The 22,221-nt window shown below is 43.7% G+C and carries 20 protein-coding genes; 13 read left to right on the top strand and 7 right to left on the bottom strand.

The features are described 5' to 3' along the window. Nucleotides 1–44: 44 nt before the first annotated feature. Both E2K93_RS16805 and udk read right to left on the bottom strand, forming a co-directional pair. Entirely contained in the window at nt 45–1,295 is a 1,251-nt protein-coding gene (locus E2K93_RS16805; RefSeq protein ID WP_135440200.1) for a NupC/NupG family nucleoside CNT transporter, read from the bottom strand. Between the two features lie 33 nt (nt 1,296–1,328). After that, nucleotides 1,329–1,958, bottom strand: a complete 630-nt coding sequence (udk, locus tag E2K93_RS16810; RefSeq protein ID WP_135440544.1) for a uridine kinase — start codon at nt 1,956–1,958, stop codon at nt 1,329–1,331. A gap of 184 nt (nt 1,959–2,142) precedes the next feature. On the opposite strand from udk, the gene E2K93_RS16815 reads away from it, so the two are divergent. Then, nucleotides 2,143–3,357, top strand: a complete 1,215-nt coding sequence (locus E2K93_RS16815) for a phosphopentomutase (RefSeq protein ID WP_135440201.1) — start codon at nt 2,143–2,145, stop codon at nt 3,355–3,357. Nucleotides 3,358–3,656: 299 nt separating this feature from the next. On the opposite strand, the gene deoD is transcribed toward E2K93_RS16815, so the two are convergent. Beyond that, nucleotides 3,657–4,364, bottom strand: a complete 708-nt coding sequence (deoD, locus tag E2K93_RS16820) for a purine-nucleoside phosphorylase (protein ID WP_135440202.1) — start codon at nt 4,362–4,364, stop codon at nt 3,657–3,659. 18 nt (nt 4,365–4,382) lie between these two features. Further along, nucleotides 4,383–5,390 carry an adenosine deaminase gene (gene add, locus E2K93_RS16825; protein ID WP_135440203.1) on the bottom strand — a complete coding sequence of 336 codons (1,008 nt, stop codon included), beginning with the start codon at nt 5,388–5,390 and terminating at the stop codon, nt 4,383–4,385. Between the two features lie 217 nt (nt 5,391–5,607). Between add and aroG the strand changes: the two genes are divergently transcribed. The 3 genes from aroG to udp all read left to right on the top strand — a co-directional run bounded on the left by aroG (nt 5,608) and on the right by udp (nt 7,944). Then, on the top strand, nt 5,608–6,669 hold the full coding sequence (gene aroG, locus E2K93_RS16830; RefSeq protein ID WP_135440204.1) for a 3-deoxy-7-phosphoheptulonate synthase AroG: 1,062 nt from the start codon (nt 5,608–5,610) through the stop codon (nt 6,667–6,669). A gap of 52 nt (nt 6,670–6,721) precedes the next feature. Continuing rightward, on the top strand, nt 6,722–7,108 hold the full coding sequence (locus E2K93_RS16835; RefSeq protein WP_135440205.1) for a DUF2750 domain-containing protein: 387 nt from the start codon (nt 6,722–6,724) through the stop codon (nt 7,106–7,108). Nucleotides 7,109–7,173: 65 nt separating this feature from the next. After that, the gene (udp, locus tag E2K93_RS16840; RefSeq protein WP_135440206.1) at nt 7,174–7,944 is read left to right on the top strand and encodes a uridine phosphorylase; all 771 of its coding nucleotides are present in this window, start codon (nt 7,174–7,176) and stop codon (nt 7,942–7,944) included. Nucleotides 7,945–7,981: 37 nt separating this feature from the next. Here the strand turns inward: udp and E2K93_RS16845 are convergent, their stop codons facing one another. Then, nucleotides 7,982–8,677 (bottom strand): SOS response-associated peptidase family protein, encoded by a 696-nt coding sequence (locus E2K93_RS16845; protein WP_135440207.1) that lies wholly within the window; start codon nt 8,675–8,677, stop codon nt 7,982–7,984. Nucleotides 8,678–8,983: 306 nt separating this feature from the next. On the opposite strand from E2K93_RS16845, the gene imuA reads away from it, so the two are divergent. The 5 genes from imuA (at nt 8,984) to E2K93_RS16870 (ending at nt 15,181) form a co-directional block, all read left to right on the top strand. After that, on the top strand, nt 8,984–9,670 hold the full coding sequence (imuA, locus tag E2K93_RS16850) for a translesion DNA synthesis-associated protein ImuA (RefSeq protein ID WP_135440208.1): 687 nt from the start codon (nt 8,984–8,986) through the stop codon (nt 9,668–9,670). Next, nucleotides 9,667–11,148 (top strand): Y-family DNA polymerase, encoded by a 1,482-nt coding sequence (locus E2K93_RS16855; protein ID WP_228445384.1) that lies wholly within the window; start codon nt 9,667–9,669, stop codon nt 11,146–11,148. Before imuA ends, E2K93_RS16855 begins: the two co-directional genes overlap by 4 nt. Before the next feature lie 43 nt (nt 11,149–11,191). Further along, nucleotides 11,192–14,365 (top strand): error-prone DNA polymerase, encoded by a 3,174-nt coding sequence (locus E2K93_RS16860; protein ID WP_135440209.1) that lies wholly within the window; start codon nt 11,192–11,194, stop codon nt 14,363–14,365. Between the two features lie 102 nt (nt 14,366–14,467). Next, on the top strand, nt 14,468–14,869 hold the full coding sequence (locus tag E2K93_RS16865) for a hypothetical protein (RefSeq protein ID WP_135440210.1): 402 nt from the start codon (nt 14,468–14,470) through the stop codon (nt 14,867–14,869). A 27-nt stretch (nt 14,870–14,896) separates the two neighbouring features. Continuing rightward, nucleotides 14,897–15,181: a DUF1294 domain-containing protein gene (locus E2K93_RS16870; protein ID WP_228445386.1), complete on the top strand. Its 285-nt coding sequence runs from the start codon at nt 14,897–14,899 to the stop codon at nt 15,179–15,181. A 72-nt stretch (nt 15,182–15,253) separates the two neighbouring features. Here E2K93_RS16870 and E2K93_RS16875 read toward each other — a convergent pair whose 3' ends face one another. Further along, entirely contained in the window at nt 15,254–16,435 is a 1,182-nt protein-coding gene (locus tag E2K93_RS16875; RefSeq protein ID WP_135440212.1) for a cation:proton antiporter, read from the bottom strand. Nucleotides 16,436–16,550: 115 nt separating this feature from the next. Between E2K93_RS16875 and E2K93_RS16880 the strand changes: the two genes are divergently transcribed. The 3 genes from E2K93_RS16880 to E2K93_RS16890 all read left to right on the top strand — a co-directional run bounded on the left by E2K93_RS16880 (nt 16,551) and on the right by E2K93_RS16890 (nt 19,030). Then, nucleotides 16,551–18,113, top strand: coding sequence for a Na/Pi cotransporter family protein (locus tag E2K93_RS16880; RefSeq protein WP_228445388.1), 1,563 nt, complete (start codon nt 16,551–16,553; stop codon nt 18,111–18,113). A 196-nt stretch (nt 18,114–18,309) separates the two neighbouring features. Then, nucleotides 18,310–18,783: a low molecular weight protein-tyrosine-phosphatase gene (locus tag E2K93_RS16885; RefSeq protein WP_135440213.1), complete on the top strand. Its 474-nt coding sequence runs from the start codon at nt 18,310–18,312 to the stop codon at nt 18,781–18,783. A gap of 13 nt (nt 18,784–18,796) precedes the next feature. Next, on the top strand, nt 18,797–19,030 hold the full coding sequence (locus tag E2K93_RS16890) for a hypothetical protein (protein WP_135440214.1): 234 nt from the start codon (nt 18,797–18,799) through the stop codon (nt 19,028–19,030). A gap of 46 nt (nt 19,031–19,076) precedes the next feature. Here E2K93_RS16890 and ccoG read toward each other — a convergent pair whose 3' ends face one another. Further along, entirely contained in the window at nt 19,077–20,489 is a 1,413-nt protein-coding gene (ccoG, locus tag E2K93_RS16895; protein ID WP_135440215.1) for a cytochrome c oxidase accessory protein CcoG, read from the bottom strand. Nucleotides 20,490–20,737: 248 nt separating this feature from the next. Between ccoG and E2K93_RS16900 the strand changes: the two genes are divergently transcribed. After that, the gene (locus E2K93_RS16900; protein WP_135440216.1) at nt 20,738–22,150 is read left to right on the top strand and encodes a PLP-dependent aminotransferase family protein; all 1,413 of its coding nucleotides are present in this window, start codon (nt 20,738–20,740) and stop codon (nt 22,148–22,150) included. Nucleotides 22,151–22,221 lie beyond the last annotated feature (71 nt).

Raw genomic sequence — 22,221 nt, forward strand, 5'->3', positions numbered from 1 at the left:
ACATACCCATTTAAATTAAAAGCCCGCGTTTGCGGGCTGGTTAATTAACTTGCAAGTGAAATAAACACACCCGCTATCGCAGCACTCATTAAGTTTGCTAGTGTTGCCGCAAATACTGCTTTCATACCCATCTGCGCTATATCGTGTCGACGGTTTGGTGCTAAGGTACCTAAACCACCTAATAAAATCGCGATAGAAGAAAGGTTTGCAAAACCACACAAGGCAAAAGTGATGATAGCTTGAGTACCTGCACTTAATTCGTCTTTGTACTTAATAAAGTCGACGTAAGCGACAAATTCATTAACCACAACCTTTTGGCCAAGGAAGCTACCAGCACGGAATGCTTCTTCCCATGGTACACCGAGTATCCAAGCAACAGGTTGCAACACATAGCCAAGAATCATCTCGAGAGTAAGGTAATCTGCGCCAAAAAAGCCACCAACCCAACCAATTAGGCCATTGAGTAATGCGATTAATGCAACGAATGCCATTAACATAGCACCAACATTGAGCGCCAGCATCATACCTTTAGAGGCACCTTCTGCAGCGGCGTCAATAACGTTAACGGGTTTTTTATCTTCTTCAGGCTCTTCGAGCTCAGAGATGTCGTTTTTCGGTTCATCAACCTCTGGCATAATAAATTTAGCCATCAATAAACCACCCGGTGCCGCCATGAACGATGCCGCAATAAGGTATTTAAGTTCAATACCCATGCCGGCATAGCCGACCAATACCGCACCAGCAACAGATGCCAGGCCACCGGTCATTACCGCAAATAACTCAGAACGGGTCATGGTTGGTAGGAACGGGCGCACAACCAACGGTGCTTCGGTTTGACCAACAAATATATTTGCTGTCGCCGATAGTGATTCCGGATCCGATGTTTTAAGAAACTTCGCTAATGCACCACCTAGGAAGGTAACGATTTTATCCATTATTCCTAGATAGTAGAGTACCGCAATTAATGAAGAGAAGAATACGATGACGGGCAGAACGCGAATGGCAAAAACAAAGCCAACGCCATTTGCAAACATGGCATCTGTACCTAAGCCACCAAACAAAAAGGCAATACCCGCAGCAGAGTAGTCGATAACACTGCCAACGGCAGCAGATATACCTTCAAGAGCAATTCGACCTGTATCGCTGTACAGAACTAACGCTGCGAGTGTGATTTGAATTGCGAAGGCACCGCCAACGGTCCGCCAATTTATACTTTTTCTGTGTGAGCTCGCTAAATAGGCGACGCCTAATATAACAAATATACCCAACACACCACGTAACATATTAAAATCCATCATTACACCTATGGTTTGTTAAAGTTGTGCTTTTTAGTTCGCTAATTCGCGAACCTTTGCTTTGATTAGTTCGAGAGCCATACGGTTACGACCCCCTTTAGTTATTACGATATCAGCGTGCTCTCTGGAGGGCTCGATGAATCGGTAATACATGGGTCTCACTGTCGTTTGGTACTGATGGACGACAGAATCGAGATCGCGACCTCGTTCTTCAAGGTCACGCTTTATTCGGCGGATAAGACAGATATCAAGAGCAGTATCCATAAAGATATTGATATCAAAACGCTGACGCAATTGTTTATCGGTCAACAATAAAATACCTTCAACCAAGACAACTTTCGCTGGTTTTACGACTTCAACTTCTTTACTACGTGTATGTTCTTTATAATTATAGACGGGAACTTCAATAGGGTGGCCTTCACTTAATTGAAACAGATGATGAGCGAGTAATTCATGCTCAAAGGCCTTCGGATGATCATAGTTTGTTTTCGTTCTATCTTCGAATTCAAGATGATCCTGACATCGATAGTAGGAGTCTTCTTTAATTATGGTCATCGATTGCTGACCTAATTCTTCGACAAGCTCATCATAGATGGTTTGAGCGAATAACGACTTACCGGAGGCTGAGGCACCAACGACCGCAATTATTGTAAGGTTATTGATAGACAAAACGTATCTCAAACTGTTTTTACTTGTAAATAGTATTGCCTATTTTTGCTCAAAAACTAGTCACTGTGGAGTAAAAAGTCTTTTTCCGTACAATTTACTAATTCATTCTATAATAAAGTTACAAACTTCGATTCTCTGGTTTACAGGCGGGTTACAAACCCCGAAAAAAGGTAGTGATATGGCGCGTGTATTGATTTTAGTTATAGATGGTTTTGGTTTAGGCGCAGCACCAGATGCTAAGGATTTTGGCGATATTGGTGCGAATACATTTGCTAATTTGGCAGATGAATTTTATGAGCAAAGTGGGCGAAAATTGGATTTACCTACGTTGTCTAAGTTAGGTTTAATAAGCGCTGCAACCGCAGCCGGTAATAAGTCACCGGCGGTCAATGCGGTGGCGCCGTTAACCGGTGCATACGGTTATGCAGCTGAAATTAGCTCCGGTAAAGATACCCCAAGTGGCCATTGGGAAATGATGGGCGTACCTGTGCTGTTTGATTGGGGCTATTTTGCCGATAAAGAAAACTCATTCTCTGAAGAGCTTCTGACCAATGTTTATAAGAAAACCGGAATCCAAGGCAGTTTAGGTAATTGCCATTCTTCCGGTACCACAATTATCGCAGAGCTTGGCGAAGAGCATATGAAGACCGGTATTCCGATTTGTTATACATCAGCCGACAGTGTGTTTCAGGTAGCTGCTCATGAAGAAACGTTCGGATTAGATAACTTACATAAGTATTGCGAACAAGTTCGCGAACTGTTAAATGAAATGGATTTAAATATAGGTCGAGTGATTGCCAGACCGTTTATTGGCAGTGGCCCGGATGATTTTGAGCGTACCGGTAATCGTCGTGATTACTCGATATTACCACCTGCACCTACGGTATTAGATAAAATCGTTGATGCCGGCGGTAAGGTTGTCAGTGTCGGCAAAATAGCAGATATATTTGCGCATCAAGGGATCAGTGAAAAATACAAGGCGACAGGTCTAGAAGCCTTGGTTGATACCAGTATTGAGCAGTTGCAGAACCAACCTGATAATACCTTAATCTTTACCAACTTAGTGAACTTTGACCAAGATTACGGCCATCGTCGTGACCCTGTCGGTTATGGTAAAGCGTTAGAGTATCTCGATCAGCGATTGACGGATATTGGTCCTGAATTAAAAGATGATGATTACGTTGTGTTGACCGCAGATCATGGCTGTGACCCAACATGGCATGGCAGTGATCACACCCGAGAGTACGTGCCGGTTATATTTTACAAACGCGATATGCCATCGATTAATTTAGGTGAGAGTGACACCTTTGCCGATATTGGAGCGACGGTAGCGGATATCTTTGGCGTGAGTGCTCCGGATTACGGTAAATCCTTAGCCGCTAAACTGGGCTAGAGTCGCAACGATAGTAAAGGACAGAGTAAAGTATCGAGTAAAACACTGAGTAGAATACGGTAGCTTTGCACTTGCTTTGTCACTCGCGTTCACACGGCAAACGTTAAACGCAAAACGCATAGTTAACGTGGTAAGCTGTCCCAGTTAACTGTTTTCATTAAAAAAGGGTTCTGACTATTCAGAACCCTTTTTCTGTCTTAAAGATTTTGTTTTATTGGCAGTTAAAATACGAGTCAAAACCGTCGTATATTAGGCTTTATCTGCATCTGCTTAGCATTGCTGTATTCAATGACCAGCTGTTATAACAACAGTGAATCGAGTGTCATGATCATCATATCTTTAAAACTGGTTTGACGATCTTCTGCTGATAACGCTTCACCACGAATAATATGGTCACTTACCGTTGCCACACATAACGCCTTTTTGTTGTATTCAGCGGCGGCACCATATAGACCGGCAGCTTCCATTTCGACACCAAGAATACCCAGTTTGGCCATGGTGTGGAAAAATTCAAAATCAGGCGTATAAAACAAGTCGGCGCTAAAAATATTACCTACTTTGACATCTATATTTAGATTTTCAGCGGCAGTAACAACATTTTTTAATAAGCCATAGTCGGCGATGGCAGAAAAGTCGTGGTCATTAAAGCGCATGCGATTACATTTTGAATCGGTACAGGCACCCATACCGATAACCACATCCATTACATTGATGTCCTCACGCACGGCGCCACAACTACCAATACGAATGATGTTTTCAACGCCGTAATCTTTATACAACTCAGTGGCATAAATAGAGGCAGAAGGAATACCCATACCTGAACCCATTACCGATACTCTTTGCCCTTTATAGCTACCGGTAAAACCGAACATGTTACGTACAGCGTTAAATTGTACCGGGTCATCAAGAAAGTTATCGGCGATAAACTTGGCGCGCAGTGGGTCACCAGGTAAAAGGACGGTCTCAGCGATTTCACCTTCTTTCGCTTCTATATGAGGAGTAGCCATAGTCAATATTCCTGTAGTTTATTGGTTTGCTGTTAGTTTCGAGTTTTTTAAATCACTACGCTCACTGTCGCTTATAAAAGCCGCATCAAGCGCATTTAGTTGTAATTGTCTTAATTGCTTATCATCTAAACCGAGTTGCTCGCGAGCGATGGCATACTCATGTTTTAGCTCAATCGCTTCAACCGCTGGGTCGTCAGTGTTCAAGCACGCCCTAACGCCGTTTTCGATAAAGGTATGAATAGGGTGGTCACTGATGTTATTGATGGTACCGGTTTGATAATTAGACGTTAGGCAGGTTTCGAGAAAAATATCGTGTTTCGCTAAGTACGCCATTAATTCAGGATCTTTATAACAATTCACACCATGACCAATGCGTTTAGCACCTAATAACTTAATCGCATGCCACATACTTTGCGGGCCATCTGCTTCACCGGCATGAACGGTGACTTGTAAATCTGCTTGGTGGACTTGTTTAAAATGATCAACAAATAAGTCGGCGGGTTTGCCAAGTTCATCGCCGGCCAAATCGATGGCAACCAATTGCTCCTTATGAGCAAGCAGGGCGTCTAATTCATGTTGGCAGGTCTGCACGCCAAAGGTTCGAGACATAATGCCGATAAGATTGGCTTTGACGCCAAAGTCTTTCACACCGTTGTGCACGCCTTCAATTACCGCAGCCACCACTTCTGTGGTGTTGAGATGATGGGTCATGCCCATATAATAGGGCGAAAAACGCAGCTCGGCGTAATCGATACCTGCGGTTTTCATGTCTTCAACATTTTCATAAGCCACTTGCTTTATATCATCAAGGCTTTTAAGAACTTTTACGCCCCAATCGAGCTTTTGTAAAAACTCCATCAAATCGCTGGCTTTATCTTGGATGGTGACGTGGGGGATAAAATCAGCAAAAGAATCACACGGCAAGGCTATACCGTAATGTTGCGCAAGACGCCAAATCGTTGCTGGACGTATATTGCCATCAAGATGACGATGCAGGTCTATCAGTGGTAGATCGATTGCAGGCATAGGGTTTTCATTCATTTTCTGGTGTTTATAAATATAGGTTAAAATTTGATATTTTTTACCACAAAAGCAAGAAAAGTTATCGTAAGGCCGCTGATCTTGGCTTTGTTACGTAACCAACTGTAATTTATTAGAGTATTTACTGGAATATCATTGGCAACATGTAAAAACACTGCTAGATTATCTTTATCTTTTTGTTTAATCCAAGCTAGAGTTCGCAATGCTGTATCAAACTGACGACGTCAGAATAAATCAATTAAAACAACTTCTTCCTCCGGTTGCGTTATTAGAACGTTACCGCAACAATGAAAAAATCTCGCGTAATGTATTTGAAGCAAGACAAGCTATCAGTGACATTTTTAACGGAAAAGACGACCGTTTATTAGTGGTTATTGGCCCATGTTCTATTCATGATCCTATTGCCGCCTTAGAATACGGTTCGCGTCTAAATAAATTGCGAAACAAATACAAAGACAGCTTAGAAATTGTTATGCGCGTGTATTTTGAAAAGCCACGTACCACCGTAGGCTGGAAAGGCTTAATCAATGACCCTGATCTCGATGGCAGCTTTAAAATAAACGAAGGTTTGCGCATTGGTCGTAAACTGTTACTCGATTTAAATGATATGGGTTTACCAACAGCGGGTGAATATCTGGATATGATCACGCCGCAATATATGGCGGATCTTATGTGTTGGGGCGCGATTGGTGCACGTACCACTGAGTCGCAAGTTCACCGCGAATTGGCATCGGGTTTATCGTGTCCGGTCGGCTTTAAGAATGGCACCGATGGCACCATTAAGGTTGCCATAGATGCGGTAGGTGCGGCGAGCGCACCACATCACTTTTTATCGGTAACCAAATTAGGTCACTCGGCGATCGTCGAGACCAAAGGTAACCCAGATTGCCATATCATATTACGTGGCGGTAAAGAGCCAAATTACTCGAAAAAACATGTTGATGCGATCACTGAGCAATTACAAGGGGCGAATGTAGCCGCTAAGGTTATGGTTGATTTCTCGCATGCCAATTCAAGCAAGAAATTTGAAAATCAAATGTTGGTCTGTGATGACGTGTGTGAGCAAATGAAAGGCGGTAATGAGTCTATCTTTGGCGTTATGGTTGAAAGTCATTTGGTTGAAGGTCGTCAAGATTTGGTAGACAATAAAGCAGAAACTTATGGCCAAAGTATCACCGATGCCTGTATTGGCTGGCAAGATACTGAGGTATTATTGGAAAAACTCGCTCAAGCATCAGCAACTCGCGGCGCAAATGCCTCGTAGGTTCACGTGCTTATTGGCTTAATGTAATAGGCACAGTAAAGGTTGTTTTATTATGGTGACTATAGATAAAAACAGTTTGCATTTAACCGACACGCAACGCTATGAATTATTTATTCAACAGTTGATGTCGCAACGGGAAGCATGGATCTTAACCGATGAACATGGTGCCGTTATGTTGACTGAAAATGAAGAAGATTTTGTGCCGTTTTGGCCAAATGAAGAAACCGCGGCATGCTGGGCTACCGATGAATGGGATCATTGTAAGCCGGTAAAGTTGACCTTGGATGAAATTCGCGAGCGGTGGTTGCCTGGTATGGAAGAGGATGATCTTTGCTTGATTATCTTTCCAAATCAGAATCTCACAGGGCAAATTTTTTACCCTTGGCAATTTGCCGATATTATCGATAAAAAATTAGCGAAATTAGCGCGTAAAAATTAGTTTTTCACAAGCGTTTTTCGAAGCAGCGTCTAGACTAAAACCATGGTTCATTTAAAGGTGGTTTTATGTCAGACGCTGTTTTTCATTTAGGGGTTAACAAAGAAGATATCGACTCGGCTGTGTTGGCCATTTTACCCGGCGATCCAAATAGAGTAGAGCGCATCGCCGAATATCTTGATAATCCAAAATTTCTTATCTCACAACGCGAATATACCTTATACACCGGGACTATTGACGGGCACCAAGTGGTGATCTGTTCAACGGGTATTGGTGGCCCATCAACGTCTATTGCCGTAGAAGAATTAGCGCAAATTGGCGTGCGTTACTTTTTACGCATTGGTACAACGGGGGCGATCCAACCGGACATTAACGTTGGTGATATTATTGTCACTACAGGTTCTGTCAGACTCGATGGTGCCAGCTTACATTTTGCACCAATGGAGTTCCCAGCGGTTGCCGATTTTCAAATCAGTCATGCCATGGTTAATGCCGCGAAAGAGCAAGATTGTGGTGTATATACTGGTGTCACTGCCTCAAGCGATACCTTTTATCCAGGGCAGGAGCGCTATGACACCTATACCGGCCGTGTCGTCAGACGCTTTGTTGGTTCCGCCAAAGAGTGGCAAGACATGGGGGTGCTGAACTTTGAAATGGAATCGGCGACGTTACTGACCATGTGCGCCAGCTCTGGCTTGCAAGCCGGTTGTTTGGCAGGGGTGATCGTCAACCGCCATAAGAGTGAAACCCCTAATGCAGAAACCCATAAGCTGGTCGAGTCGCGGTCAATAAAAGCCGTGATTCGTGCTGCACAATTATTATTGGCCGATATCAATTAGCAAAACCAAGCGCTGTCTTGATGATCAGGACAGCGACTTAATCGGCGACAAGTAACTGTTGCTCACCTATCGCGTTATGCAGGCTGGGCTTGTCGATAGGCCAAGCGAGTAAGTTTTGCGGCAATCTGGCCTTTAATAAATCGTTAAATACCTCGACGTTATGCAAGTTAGCATTTAACCACATGGCAATGCTGTCATCGTCTTGAGGCAAAATTAATGGCATGGCTTTCGAGTGGATATGACTGAGCTTAGGGTGCGGCGGTAAGGTAATAACCGAGCAACTGAGTGCCGTTTGTCCGGTTTGTGGGTGATACCACTGACGGTATAATCCACCAAGGGCTAGCGCGCTTCCATCTTCAGCGGTCATATCAAAGTAATGAATGGGTTTGCGATTAACAAATTCTGTTTCGCCAAAACCTTTGGCCACCACGACGCAGCGTGATTCTCTAAATGCTTTAAAACCGGCGCTACGGGGCACGTTGAGTTTATCGTAACGGGTATTAAACGACGTGTACTTAGATGGCTTAAAACCTTGCTCGTCTTTATCCAATAGTAACCACCAAGTGGCATCATCCAGACGTCGTTCTCCATTGTGCTCACGTACAATTGATATGCTGTCTGTGGCACGCTTAAAGCGCGAGAAATTCATTCTTTGCCTTGGGTTTTCAATACCCAACTCAAGCAATAACTGCTCTACAAAAGGATCGTCGCTTATATTTAATCGTCCACACATGTCGCTATGGTTCCTATGGTTAGGTGTTGACTTGGCTATTTCAGTTTAGTTTACCAGCTAACGTCATGGTTATGAGGCTATTGGTGTCGATAGCCGTTAGCTGCAATGTTGCATGACGTCTTTATAACCTGTCTTTAGATAATGTTTTAATACTTACCTTAATATAAATTTTAACATTTAAAATTCATATGCTTATCTTAATTTACTTGGTGGTTGCTTAACCTGTAATGCATTTTAATTTGTTGTAATGCTCTTGATCCCTGTTAACACAGTAACTATACTGTATAAATATACAGGTTTAAAGTTATGAATGAATTAATCGATCTTCTAAAGCACAAACAGCTGGTATGGCATGGCAATGATGAACATCATGACAACCAGGGGTTTAGTGCATCGGGCTATGAGCAGCTGGACAGCAAATTAGGCGGCGGCTTCCCTAAATCCGGGGTTATTGAGTTACTGACTCAGCCCGGTATTGGTGAGTTGCGCTTGCTGATGCCATTAATGGCGAATGCTGATGCACAGCAATTGCTGGTGTTTATAAACCCTCCTGGGCTTATAAATAGCCCTTCATTGCAATATGCCAATGTTGATGAAAGTCGCTTGCTATGTCTTTATCCTGAGCAGGCGCATCAAGCTTTGTGGGCTGCTGAGCAATGTTTACAAAGCGGTTGTTGCAGTGATGTCTTGTTGTGGTTTGACGAGCCGTTACAAGTGCATCAAATCAAACGATTGCAGCTGGCCGCTCAAACCGGGGATTGTCGGCAATTTTTATTGCGCCAACAAAAAGCGGATGATATCGCCTTACCTGTTGATTTAAGCCTGTCCTTAGCGTCGCATCAGCAGGGCCTTGAAGTGACCATTAATAAACGTAAACGTGGTTGGCCATCGGCAGCATTTGTGGTGCATTTAGGGCGATCTTGGCCATGGTTAGTTACGGTGCCTGAAGCCGATAATGTCGTTATGTTCCCAGATGTTCGCGTCGTTTCATGAGCTCATTAATGGAGAACACCGTGGCCAATAGTGGCCCGCCGTTATGGTTGTATTTACACTTTCCTAAATTGCAGCTTAATTCGTTGTATGCTGATGACGACAGCACCCCGATTATTATTGTCGATGAGAAAACTCATGCGGCGGTGCAAGTTAATCACAGTGCGTTACAGCAGGGCATCGATGTCGGCATGGGGCTCGGCAGCGCAGCCTCTTTGTGCCAAGATTTAAAAGTCTACCCTTATGATCAAGCCATTGAACAACAGCGTTTGCAACACATAGCGCGTTGGTTATATCTGCTAAGCGCGGATATTTGTTTATATCCGCCAAACGGTTTATTGCTGAAAGTCAGCAATATGCTCACGCTTTATCATGGTCTGGATAATTATTGGTTGGCGCTATCAAGCCATTTGGCACAATTGGATGTGGATTATCACTATGGCACAGGTTTTTCCGTATACAGTTCGATGCTGTTGGCAAAAAATCATGGCGATATTATCAGTGCGGATAAACCGTATCTTGAGCGGGCATTACGACCCCTCACATTAGCGCAAACCGGGCTTAGCAAAAAAAACATAGAGAACCTTAAACGTGTTGGTATTGAACAGTTGCATCAACTACTGGCGTTGCCTTTAACAGAGATTGCCAAACGGTTTGATATTGACTTGGTCAACTATGTGGGCCGCTTTACGGCACAGTTACAACATCCGGTGAGTTTTTTTCACCCCAGTGAACAATTCAGTCATTTCCTTGAACTCTTGTTTGAAATCCGTAATTTACAGTATCTGCAAAAACCGTTGTTGAAGGTATATGAGCTATTGGAACGATTTTTATCGTTACGGGATAAACGTTGTCAGCAAGTATTACTGACACTGCATTTTCGTGATGATGAGGTCGAACCGAAAGTCGTATCGATTAGCAGTGCTTATGGTGAGTATCGTGCGCAAAGTTGGTTGGAGTTGAGTCAATTAACGTTAGAGTCACTGCGCATTGAAGCGCCTATCGTTGCCTTAACCGTCGATGCCAAACAAGTGCACGCCAATGACTACCAAAAGGCCGATTTATTCTCTGGTAAGCAAGGCGCGGTGTCGGCGAATGAGTTGGTATCTAGGTTACAGGCCAAGTTGGGAGAAAACGCCATTGTTGGAGTGCAAAGCATCAATGAACATCGTCCTGAGCGGGCGGTACGTTGTTGCCAGCCTTTGTTAAATCGCAGCCAAGACGGCAATACTAAGCGAGGCAAGCAACAGATTACAAAGAACAGCGGGTTAAGTCATCGACCCAGTGTGTTATTACCGCAACCATTACCACTCGATGAACAAGTCACATTACAGCATGGTCCTGAGCGCATTATTAGCGGTTGGTGGGATGAGCAATATATGGCGCGAGATTATTTTATTGCCTGCTCTGAACAAGGGCGTTGGTTATGGTTGTTTCGCACCCCTGAGCAAGAATGGTTTGTGCATGGTTTGTTCAGTTGACATGAGCGTCATAAACGCATTCAAACCTATCAGGAGAGGCTAAGTGGCTTACGCTGAGCTTTATTGTCAAAGCAATTTTTCCTTTCTCAAAGGCGCATCTCACCCTGAAGAGTTGGTTAATCAGGCGGAGTTTCTTGGTTATCGTTCGTTGGCGATTACCGATGAGTGTTCGGTTGCTGGTGTTGTTCGAGCCTTTAGTGAAATAAAAGCCAACAGCTTGTCGGTTGAGTTGATTGTTGGCAGTTTATTTCAATACCAAGGCTTAAAACTGATTCTCCTGTGCCCTGATCGCCGCGGTTACGCTGAGCTGTGCCGTATTATCAGTAATGCCAGACGACGCAGTGAAAAGGGCAGCTATCAATTGTCAGATTGGGATCTGATGTCCATAAAGCATTGTTTGTTGATTTGGTTACCACAAGGGCAAGGGGTTGTCAGTGGCAGCGTTGATAAGAATGACAGCGAATGGGGGCGATGGTTGTGTAAATATCACCGTTCGCGCTTATGGTTAGGCTATACCCGTTATTTGGCTGCGGATGACAGCAGTTACCGTCATTACTGTCAAACATTGGCGGCAGATCTGGCGATACCCATCACCGCCTGCGGTGGTGCGTTAATGCACGTCTCATCACGTTTGCGCCTGCAGCATACTTTAACGGCGATTGAACACGGCAAAGCGGTTAACCAACTTGGTCGTGATTTGTTGGTGAATGCCGAACGCTGCCTGCGTCCAATCAATAAGTTGGCAAAGCTGTTTCCCCTAGAATGGTTGGCTGAGTCAGAGCATATCGCCCGCCGCTGTCAATTTGATTTGGCCAGTCTTCGTTATGAATACCCTCAAGAGTTGGTGCCCAAAGGCAAATCGGCGATTAACTACCTTAAGGAGCTGGTTGTTGTTGGCAGTACAAAACGCTTTAAGGAAGGGGTGCCCAAAGCCATACAACAAACCATAGATAAAGAGTTGAGGTTGATAGAAGAGTTAGATTATGCCTATTACTTTTTAACCATCTTTGATGTGGTGCAGTTTGCCCAGCAACAAAAAATTCTTTACCAAGGCCGCGGCTCTGCGGCCAATTCTATTGTCTGTTATTGCCTTGAAATCACCTCGGTTGATCCTCGACAAATATCGGTATTGTTTGAGCGCTTTATTTCCAAGGAACGTAACGAGCCACCAGATATTGATGTTGATTTTGAACACCAGCGCCGTGAGGAAGTGATCCAGTACATTTATAACAAGTACGGTCGAGAGCGTACCGCCATCGCAGCAACGGTGATCAGTTACCGTCTGAAAAGTGCGATTCGAGAGGTGGGTAAGGCATTAGGCATTAATGTGACGCAATTAGAGTTTTTTATTAAGAACATTAATCGTCGGGATAAGTCGCTGCCTTGGCAAGCGCAAATTGTTGAACTTGGATTGGAGCCTGGCTCACGACAAGGGCAAAATTTCATTGCTTTGGTGCAGGAGATCCTCGGCTTCCCGCGTCATTTGTCGCAACACGTCGGCGGTTTTGTGATCTCTCGAGGACCATTATATGAGCTTGTGCCGGTAGAGAACGCGGCGATGCAGGATCGAACGGTTATCCAGTGGGACAAAGACGATCTAGAATCTCTTGGTTTATTAAAAGTCGATGTACTGGCGTTGGGGATGCTCAGCGCTATTCGTAAGTGCTTTGCCATGATCAGCAAGCATTATCAGCGCCATTTATCCATTGCCGATATCACTCGTATGCCAGATGATGCACAGGTGTATAACATGATCCAACGTGCCGATACCGTTGGCGTCTTTCAAATTGAATCACGCGCGCAAATGAGTATGCTGCCAAGATTAAAGCCAAACAGCTACTATGACTTGGTTATTCAAATCGCCATTGTTCGTCCAGGGCCCATTCAAGGGGATATGGTGCACCCATTTTTAAAGCGCCGCAATGGCGAGGAGCGCATTGAATATCCTTCTGATGCCGTAAAAGAAGTGCTGCAACGCACATTAGGTGTCCCTATTTTTCAAGAGCAGGTGATTAAACTGGCGATGGTTGCTGCTGGCTTTAGTGGTGGTGAAGCCGACCAATTGCGACGAGCGATGGCAAGCTGGAAGAAAAATGGCAAATTAATGCAGTTTAAGGAGAAGCTGATCAATGGCATGCAACAGCGTGGCTATAAAACGGACTTTGCAGAGCGTATTTTTGAACAAATTTGTGGCTTTGGTGAGTATGGGTTCCCAGAAAGCCATTCGGCGTCATTTGCAGTGCTGGCTTATGTCTCGGCGTGGTTAAAGTATCATTACCCGCACGCCTTTTATGCGTCAATTTTAAACAGCTTACCGATGGGGTTTTACAGTGCCTCACAGTTAGTTCAGGATGCCAAACGCCATGGCATAACGGTGTTGCCTGTGTGTGTTAATCAATCCGAATACGAACATGTTTTGCTACCCGATCAGCAAAACTGCCAACCAAACGAACAACGCAATAAGCCACAAAACAAGCCACAAGACAAACCACAAGACAAGCCACATAATCTGGCCATACGGCTGGGCTTTCGCTTGGTGAAAGGTTTATCAAAGCAAGCGGCGATGACTTTACTTGCTGAACGTCCTGAGCATGGTTATCAGCATATGCAGCAAATCAGAGCGTTAGCGATTAACCAAAAAGACTTACAACAGTTGGCCAGCAGTGATGCGTTTAAATCCATTGCTGGTGATCGTTATCAAAGCCGTTGGTTAATGATGGATAAGGATAGCGACTTACCACTATTTGCTGCCGCGCAGGTTGCTGACAAGCCGTCGCCGGAGTTCCTGATTAGTCCGTCTGAGTTTGATACGTTAAATGAAGATTATCAGGCACTAGGGCTGACCTTAAATAAGCATCCTATTACTTTGTTAGCACAATCAGGGTTGCTTGGTGACTTTACCCGTATGCAAGATCTGGCTAGCAAAAATCATAAGTCGTTTGTCACTGTGGTGGGCTTAGTCACGGGCAAACAATCTCCAGGAACCGCAGGCGGTGTGACCTTTGTGACTTTGGAAGACGACAGCGGTAATATCAACGTGGTTGTTTGGGCGGCAACGGCTCGGGCTCAGAAAAAAGCCTACATGCGTGGTAAAATATTAAAGGTAAAGGGCATATTAGAGCGCGAGGGGGATGTGGTGCATGTTATCGCGGGTAAGCTTATTGATCTTAGTGACTGCTTGTTAGAGCTAGACAGTAAGTCTCGAGATTTTCATTAGCCAAGGCGTCGAGAGCAGACAAAGTGAAGATAATATAAAGTGAAGAGAATATAAAGCGAACAGAACATAAAGCAAAGACAGCAAGTAAACAAAGAGAGTAAAGTGACCAGTCAGCATAATCGAAACAAAAAGCATCGTCCTTACCAGGTTAAAAAAAGCGGTATTAAAGACGAATATATCGATAAGCAAATTATTGTGCTGCATGCTGCGATGGCGCATAAACTATTGTCTGAACCGCAATTACTTGAACAGGTACAGCAGACGTTGGAGCAGCGTCGCGAAACAGGGCGTATAGGCTATGGTGCGTACATTACATGGGTCAGCATTTTGGAGATGTATCATCAACCCGATGTGTTTATCAAAGAGATGACTCGCGATGATGCTAAAATGCGCCGTTTGCGCCGCAAGACACCGTTTGTTGGTATTCTAAATGAACACGAGAGACAACAGGCCATTAATGCTGGTGCGATAGGTACCATTGATGACATTTCAGTGTTATTTTAATAGCAACCTAACTATTAAGTTAACATATTGAATACTCGCATTATTATTAGTTATTTTTTAATCATTTCCTTGGTTACTTTCTTGGTTTATTGGCATGACAAATATAAAGCCAAAACGGGCAAGTGGCGTACCAATGAAGCCTCGCTGCATTTGTTGGCGTTACTAGGAGGTTGGCCTGGGGCACTGTTGGCAAGACAGTTGTTTCGCCACAAAACTCAAAAACAACCTTTCGTGGTGATCTTTTATATCACCATAGTGTTTAACATCACTGCGATTTGTTTGTTTGTGTTTCGCCATTATATTGGCTTTTAATATAACCCAAACTAAACCAAATCAAATCGCAGCAGATAAGGCTAAACAATATAGCCTTTTTTATGTTAGAGATTAACTGTCTCGTTTAATACGATTGATCGCATAGCCGGTAAAAAAAGGTCCTACGACTTCAAAAAAAATGGTCACAGCGATGGTGGTTGAAATGATGGTGTTTGCATGTTGCGGAAAATGATGGCTAGCAACGAGCGCCATGCCTAAAGCGATTCCCGCTTGTGGTAATAGCGCGATGCCAAGTAATTGTTGAGAAGGCGAAGCTATGGTGTTTCTTGGTATTAAATAACCCGAGATAAATCGCCCAGCAATGCGTAAAACGATGTAACTTACCACTAACCATACAACGTTCTGCTCTATTTTCCAGGAAACTGACGCTCCGGCAAGAATAAAAAACAGCACTAATAATGGGCTTTCGATAAACTCAAGTTCATGAAAATGATCAATCGAGTCATCTGCAAAGTTTACCACGACGATCCCCATAACCATTGCCGATAATAAAAACGAAAATTCAAACGTTAATGCTAGCCCACCTGTTAGGAATATTAAGCCCAAAGATTCAACTAAAACAGACTTGTTTTGCCGTTTAACATGTTTTTTCATATTTAATAATACAACCAGCATGGCACCGACGATTATCCCTAATAAAATAGCACCAATAAGCTCTCTTAATAAATGCACTATAGGTGGGGTTATATCAGTTGGGATCAATAAGGTACTAACGATAGAGAGCACGACTGAGAACACGATTAAGGCTATCGCATCGTCTAAGGCGACAATACCCTCTAAGACTTTAGTGAATTGGTTTTCTACTTTCGACTCTTTTATTACATCCAACGTGGCAGCGGGATCTGTGGCTATCGCAATTGCCGCCATTATTGCCGCTAACTCAAGACTGAAACCAATCAATATCAGTCCTAGACAAACGATGAAAAACGTACAAAAGGTGATGACAAATGTGCTGATGGATGCAGCTTTTGCGTAGTGACTTACATAATCGCGAGTCAGTCGCGTTCCTAATAAATAACTAATGATCAGCAAGGTTACGTTTGAAATGCTAATAAACCATTCTTGCGCAAGACTATGCACACCAGCAGGACTAAGGTAGCCAATACACAAGCCACAAAGTATAAACAGTGACACTCTGGGAATCTTAAACCTATTGGCTATTGGTGATATCACTAACGACAGCAATAACATGCCACCTAAGATGGTTAACGGCAACGCTGATAAATCTTTCATGACTGTTATTTTTGATTGGACAAACTATTCTAATAATAGGAGTTAAGCAATTAAAATGTAGACGATTATTGATAACTTTACCTTAATTAACGCTATCGGTGGTCTTGGCATATTTTTGCTTGGCATGATCATTATGACCAATGCCTTGCAGCAACTTGCCGGCAGTGCTTTGCGAACTGCGTTAATTCGTTTTACCAAAAGCCCAACAAGTGGTGCTATTACCGGCGCTATAAGCACCGCTGTGCTGCAATCGTCTAGTGCGACGACCGTTGCCGCGGTGGGGTTTGTTGGTGCTGGTATCATTAGTTTTTCTGAAAGTTTAGGTATTATCTTTGGTGCCAATATTGGTACCACAATTACTGGCTGGATGGTGGCTTTGCTTGGCTTCAAGCTTAAACTTGGAACCGTGCTGTTACCGGTGATTTTTATCGGTGCGTTGATGAAACTGTTTGGTAAAGGCCGCTTGGCCAGCGCCGGTTTGGTATTAGCCGGGTTTGGTTTGATCTTTGTTGGCATTGGGCAAATGCAGTTTGGTATGGCCGAGCTTGAGCAATATATTACGCCACAACAATTTCCTGATGATGATCTGCTCGGCCGATTACAGCTTGTTGCCATAGGTATTGCTATTACACTCGTCACCCAGTCATCGAGTGCCGGCGTTGCAACGGCAATCACCGCTTTGTATGCCGGAGCAATCAATTTTAACCAAGCCGCAGCTTTGGTTATTGGCATGGACGTTGGTACAACAATAACCGCCTTAATGGTCACCGTTGGCGGCTCGTTAGGCGCACGGCGCACGGGATATTCCCACGTCGTATATAACTTGTTTACCGCCATTGGTGCGTTGATCTTACTGACGCCATTTACTCAAGCCTATCAGTATTTTTTTCCCGGCCAATTACAAGCAAATGGTGAAATAGCATTAGTGGCATTTCATACTGTGTTTAACTGCCTTGGTGTGTTCATTGTATTGCCGTTCACTAAGCAATTTGCCTTAATGATGATGACTTTGGTGGGGGGCAAAGCACCTAGATATACCGACACTTTAGATAAATCCTTGGTGCGCCATCCAGATGTTGCATTGACCGCCACCAACGCCGCTTTGTTACCGCAATTGGTGGATTTACTTGATTATATAAAATACCTCTTTAACCCGGCAGACAAAGACGCAAAAGTTGAATTTAGTCAGTTAGAAATGGCGCTAGATCAAACCCACGAGTATTTGGATCTGATCCACCTTAATAAACAAGACAAGCAAAATTGGCCGACACTGGTATCGCTTATTCACTTGCTTGATCACATGCAAAGGTTGCACGAGCGTTGTCTCGACAAAGATATCGTCAGCATCAATAGCAGCAAAGATAAAACCTTGATCAGCGTCGCCGCAGAAATTACCTACACCATTGATTTGGTGATTGATGCCATTGAGCTTAAAAACTTTACACAGGCCAATGTGTTGTTGCTGGCATGCAAAGAACATAATGTCGGCGTACTCGAGCAGTACCGTGATAACGTTATGAACCAAATTGCCAAAGGGGAAAAGGATGTGCCCCAGGGAAGCACGACATTAGAGTCGGTTAGAGACTTATCGAGGCTGCTCAATAATTTGCAAAGAGTGAGCTATTATTTGTTGCAAATACACGCGACCAAGCTGCCTGAAATAAAAGCCAAATCATAAATACTCATTGCAGCCAATACTTGCCAAGACGAATAAGCAATTGATTTAATTCATGCTAGCATGTAATTGTAACGGTTGACGTTTTCTCACTTAAAACGATTACCAATGTAGGTTGGCGAGAGTCGGGATTAGATGTCACTATTAATAGTCTATTGAGTAGTCTAGTTGTTCGGTTATTACATTCTCAGGAGCGTCAATGAATCACAATGAAGTAAGTTCGGTATTGTTTGTCTGTATGGGCAATATATGTCGTTCACCCTCTGCAGAAGCTGTTTTTCGACAAAAAGCCCGTGCTTATGGCTTTGACATAGAGATTGAATCGGCAGGCACCATAGCCAATCATGTTGGCGAGCAGCCTGATCCTCGCTCACAAAAAGCCGGTCAAGCAAGGGGCTATGATTTTACCGGTATCCGAGCCCGCAAAGTCGTTGTTGATGACTTTCAACAATTCTCTCTGATTTTAGCCATGGATAACGATAACCTTCGTGGCTTGATGAAACTTGCTCCCGAAGAGCACCAACATAAAGTAAAACTGTTTCTCGATTATGCTGACAACTATGAGCATCGAGAAGTTCCAGACCCATATTACGGTGGCAGCCGTGGCTTTGAATTGGTGCTTGATCTTATCGAAGACGCCAGCGATGGCTTACTCAATAAGATAATGCGATAACAAGGTCTTAGACATGCGCCATATGATCAATTACGCCTTGCTCATTGCCCTGGTTATGGCGTTGTTAATGACAGGCTATGATGCGTATCTAAACCCTAATCAATTGTTTGTCAGTGAAGCAGGTATCGAATGGCAAATGATTTGGCAAACCTTTTTTAGTTGGTTTATGCCACTTGCTATCTCGCTTGCTGTCGGTGCCGCACTGGGCTACTGGCTGTTTAGGGTGATTAAAAAAGGCAGATCATAGTCTGCCTTTTCGCTGTTTAATAAATGGATTTATTAGCGGGTGCTCGCTATTTCCCATGAAAAACAGATTTACTGCTAATGGCGTGATTATCAGAGCGTAAGACAAACTCAAACGGTACAAACTTTGCCTTATGATCGATGGGTGACAACACATTGACCAACACCGATGTCCTTGAGTCGGCATCAATTTCTATCGGTTTATCACTGACAAGCTCAAAGCCTTGCACACCTTTAAGTGATAGCGTGAAGGTTTCTTTGAGTTGGGTTTTATTGATCAGTTTTAGCTCAAAGGTATTTTCGATTCGTTGATCATCAACCACACGGTATAAGACATTACGATCTTTGATGATGTTTAACTCAAACATAGGTCGGTTTGCCATCCAGATGATAAAGAGTACCGAGAAGATGCCAATCAAACCGATATAGGCCAGAGAGTGAGAACGTTTGCCTTTAACTTTGCCATGATAGCGAATCAAGCCTTTGGCATAGTTAAAGCGACTCATGACTTGGTCACAAGCATCAATACACAAACCGCAACTTATGCATTCGTACTGAAAACCTTGTCTTATATCGATACCGACCGGGCAAACTTGCACGCACAAATTACAATCAACGCAATCACCAAGGGAATTAGTGCGTTGCTTATTTTGAGATAGCTTGTGTAATTTTTCGTGCGCTGCATCATGAATTTGAACCTGAGCGTTAGGTTTAGATAGTTTACGGGGGCCTCTTGGTTCACCTCGGCTGTTGTCGTAGGTTATTTGTTTGGTCGCTTCATTGACCATGGCAGATTGAAAACGAGAATAAGGGCACATATGTTCGCACATCTTCTCTTTGATCCAGCCAGCATTAATATAGGTACAGGCCATAAAGGTCAGGATCCAACCCCAATATAAAGCGGCTAATTGACCAGTGAATAACTCACTGTAAAGCTGTGTGGCGGGCAAAAAGTAAGACATAAATGTGGTTGCGGTAAACAAGGAGACAAGCAACCAAAGGCCATGTTTGATGCCTTTGCGGATCACTTTAGAGGCACCAAACGGCAACTTATCAAGGCGTTTTTGCGCTTGAGCATTACCTTCGACTCGAAACTGCAACCAAAAGAACAACAGGCTCCAAATTGTTTGCGGACATAAATAACCACACCAAATGCGCCCGTATCGGTTGGAAATATAAAACAACGCGAATGCAGCAATGATAAACAGATAAACGAAAATCAGCAGATCGTGAGGGTACAAAATCCAGGAAAACAAGTGCAACTTTTGCGCACCAACATCAAATAGAATCGCTTGTTGACCTTGGTATGGCACAAACGGTAGGCCGATAAAGATGATGGTTAATATGCTTGCCAAATAACGTCTTATTTTTTGAAACTTACCGGTTTGTTCCTTGATATATATTTTGTCATCAATATTGGCGGTTTGGAAAATGATCTGGTTAGGTTGGGTGCCTCGACTCATAGCTGAACCTCTGTGTAATGGCGTGCAAATTATGGCGCTGTGTTGGGGCGTATTTTATTTGTTCCGCCTTAATGGTTACAGGTACAGAAAATTGTATTACTATGGGTACAGATGGTTTTTCTAATATAAATGAAGAGAACTTTTAAGTGTGTGTGCTTGGCATGTTTATAGGGTCGTGTTTTTATTAGATAGCGTGTTTATTGGTTAGCGCGTTTATAGGACAGCGCGTTTATAGGACAGACTATGTAATGGCGACCTTGTATCAACAATTGAGTCGTAAACTAACAGAGCAAATACAATCTGGTTTGATTCAGCCCGGTGAAAAACTGCCGTCGATTAGAGCATTGATGGCAGAGCATCAGTTGGCTAAAAATACCGTGATTAGCGCACTCAATGATTTAGAGGCCACAGGGGTTATCGAGGCGAAACCCAAGATTGGCTATTTTGTTAAACCGCCAGAGCACGCCAATAACAATGTGCCTAAACAACATTTCCCAGAGCTTAGCCGACAAAGTATCTCGTTGTCTGATGTATTTCATAAGGTAATGGCTAAAGAGGCGGCATTCGATATTTTACCGACTGATAAACACCATACGCCAAGTAACGCCATACTCTCGTTAAACAAACATATTCGTCGAGCGTTTAGAGAAGATCTGCATTACCGCACCAGTCACTACGACACGCCCAAAGGCAATCAAACACTGCGTGAGCAAATCAGTCTTAGGTACCGTTTACGTGGTGTAAGCATTAATGCCGATGACTTGTGTATCACCGCTGGCTGCCAACATGGCCTTATGTTGGCGCTAATGGCCGTATGCCAAGCGGATGACACGATTATTGTTGAAAGTCCTGCCTTTTATGGCGTATTGCAGCTGTTAGCGCAACTTAAGCTTAATGTGATAGAGGTGTCGACCAACCCTGTAACGGGATTAGACATAGATCAACTGCAACAAGCGTTGCAGACATGGCCAGTGAAAGCGTGTGTGGTTACGCCTAATTTTGCCACACCAACGGGCAGCTTGATGCCAAATCATCACAGGCAAGCATTGATTGACCTTGCTAATAAACACGATATTGCGGTAATTGAAGACGATATTTATGGTGAGTTGGCGTTTAATGATTCGGTCAGCGCATTAAAAACGCTAGACAGCCAACAACGGGTGATTTTGTCCTCGTCAGTTTCTAAAAGCCTGTCTCGAGATATTCGTGTTGGCTGGATCGTAGCAGGGCGTTGGCAAAAACAAGTAGAGCAGTTAAAGCTAAGCAGTCTGCTGGCTTGCAGCAGTTCGATTCAGGCTGGGGTCGCTGCTTTTATGCAATCTGGTGATTACCGCAAGCACATCAACATAATGTGCCTGCAGTTAGCGCAGCAAAAACGGCAGTTACTATCATTGTTGGAGCAGTATTGGCCGCATGAAAGTCGTTACACCAATCCAGATGGCGGTATTTGTTTATGGGTCGAGTTGCCTCAATCGTTTAATACGCAAGCGTTGTATCAACAATTACTCGCTGACGATATTGTGATCACCCCAGGGATGTTGTTCTCTCATAAAAACGACTATCAGCAATGCCTGCGGCTAAGCTTTCAGCATGCTTTTGATGACAAACGTAAAGTGGTTATTAAGCACATAGGGGAGCATATTAACAAGCATCTAGTTTAGTAACCGCCAGCCATTGACCATAAAAAAAGCCTTGTCATCAGACAAGGCTTTTGCGGTATTGATTAAGCGCG

Origin of the sequence: Thalassotalea sp. HSM 43 (assembly GCF_004752005.1) — a bacterium.
Taxonomy (GTDB): domain Bacteria; phylum Pseudomonadota; class Gammaproteobacteria; order Enterobacterales; family Alteromonadaceae; genus Thalassotalea_A.

What these genes read in the sequence shown, in the direction of transcription:
- E2K93_RS16805 (WP_135440200.1), bottom strand. Translation starts at nt 1,295, where the DNA reads ATGGATTTTAATATGTTACGTGGTGTGTTGGGTATATTTGTTATATTA.
- E2K93_RS16815 (WP_135440201.1), top strand. Translation starts at nt 2,143, where the DNA reads ATGGCGCGTGTATTGATTTTAGTTATAGATGGTTTTGGTTTAGGCGCA.
- deoD (WP_135440202.1), bottom strand. Translation starts at nt 4,364, where the DNA reads ATGGCTACTCCTCATATAGAAGCGAAAGAAGGTGAAATCGCTGAGACC.
- add (WP_135440203.1), bottom strand. Translation starts at nt 5,390, where the DNA reads ATGCCTGCAATCGATCTACCACTGATAGACCTGCATCGTCATCTTGAT.
- aroG (WP_135440204.1), top strand. Translation starts at nt 5,608, where the DNA reads ATGCTGTATCAAACTGACGACGTCAGAATAAATCAATTAAAACAACTT.
- E2K93_RS16835 (WP_135440205.1), top strand. Translation starts at nt 6,722, where the DNA reads ATGGTGACTATAGATAAAAACAGTTTGCATTTAACCGACACGCAACGC.
- udp (WP_135440206.1), top strand. Translation starts at nt 7,174, where the DNA reads ATGTCAGACGCTGTTTTTCATTTAGGGGTTAACAAAGAAGATATCGAC.
- E2K93_RS16845 (WP_135440207.1), bottom strand. Translation starts at nt 8,677, where the DNA reads ATGTGTGGACGATTAAATATAAGCGACGATCCTTTTGTAGAGCAGTTA.
- imuA (WP_135440208.1), top strand. Translation starts at nt 8,984, where the DNA reads ATGAATGAATTAATCGATCTTCTAAAGCACAAACAGCTGGTATGGCAT.
- E2K93_RS16855 (WP_228445384.1), top strand. Translation starts at nt 9,667, where the DNA reads ATGAGCTCATTAATGGAGAACACCGTGGCCAATAGTGGCCCGCCGTTA.
- E2K93_RS16875 (WP_135440212.1), bottom strand. Translation starts at nt 16,435, where the DNA reads ATGAAAGATTTATCAGCGTTGCCGTTAACCATCTTAGGTGGCATGTTA.
- E2K93_RS16885 (WP_135440213.1), top strand. Translation starts at nt 18,310, where the DNA reads ATGAATCACAATGAAGTAAGTTCGGTATTGTTTGTCTGTATGGGCAAT.
- E2K93_RS16890 (WP_135440214.1), top strand. Translation starts at nt 18,797, where the DNA reads ATGCGCCATATGATCAATTACGCCTTGCTCATTGCCCTGGTTATGGCG.
- ccoG (WP_135440215.1), bottom strand. Translation starts at nt 20,489, where the DNA reads ATGAGTCGAGGCACCCAACCTAACCAGATCATTTTCCAAACCGCCAAT.
- E2K93_RS16900 (WP_135440216.1), top strand. Translation starts at nt 20,738, where the DNA reads ATGGCGACCTTGTATCAACAATTGAGTCGTAAACTAACAGAGCAAATA.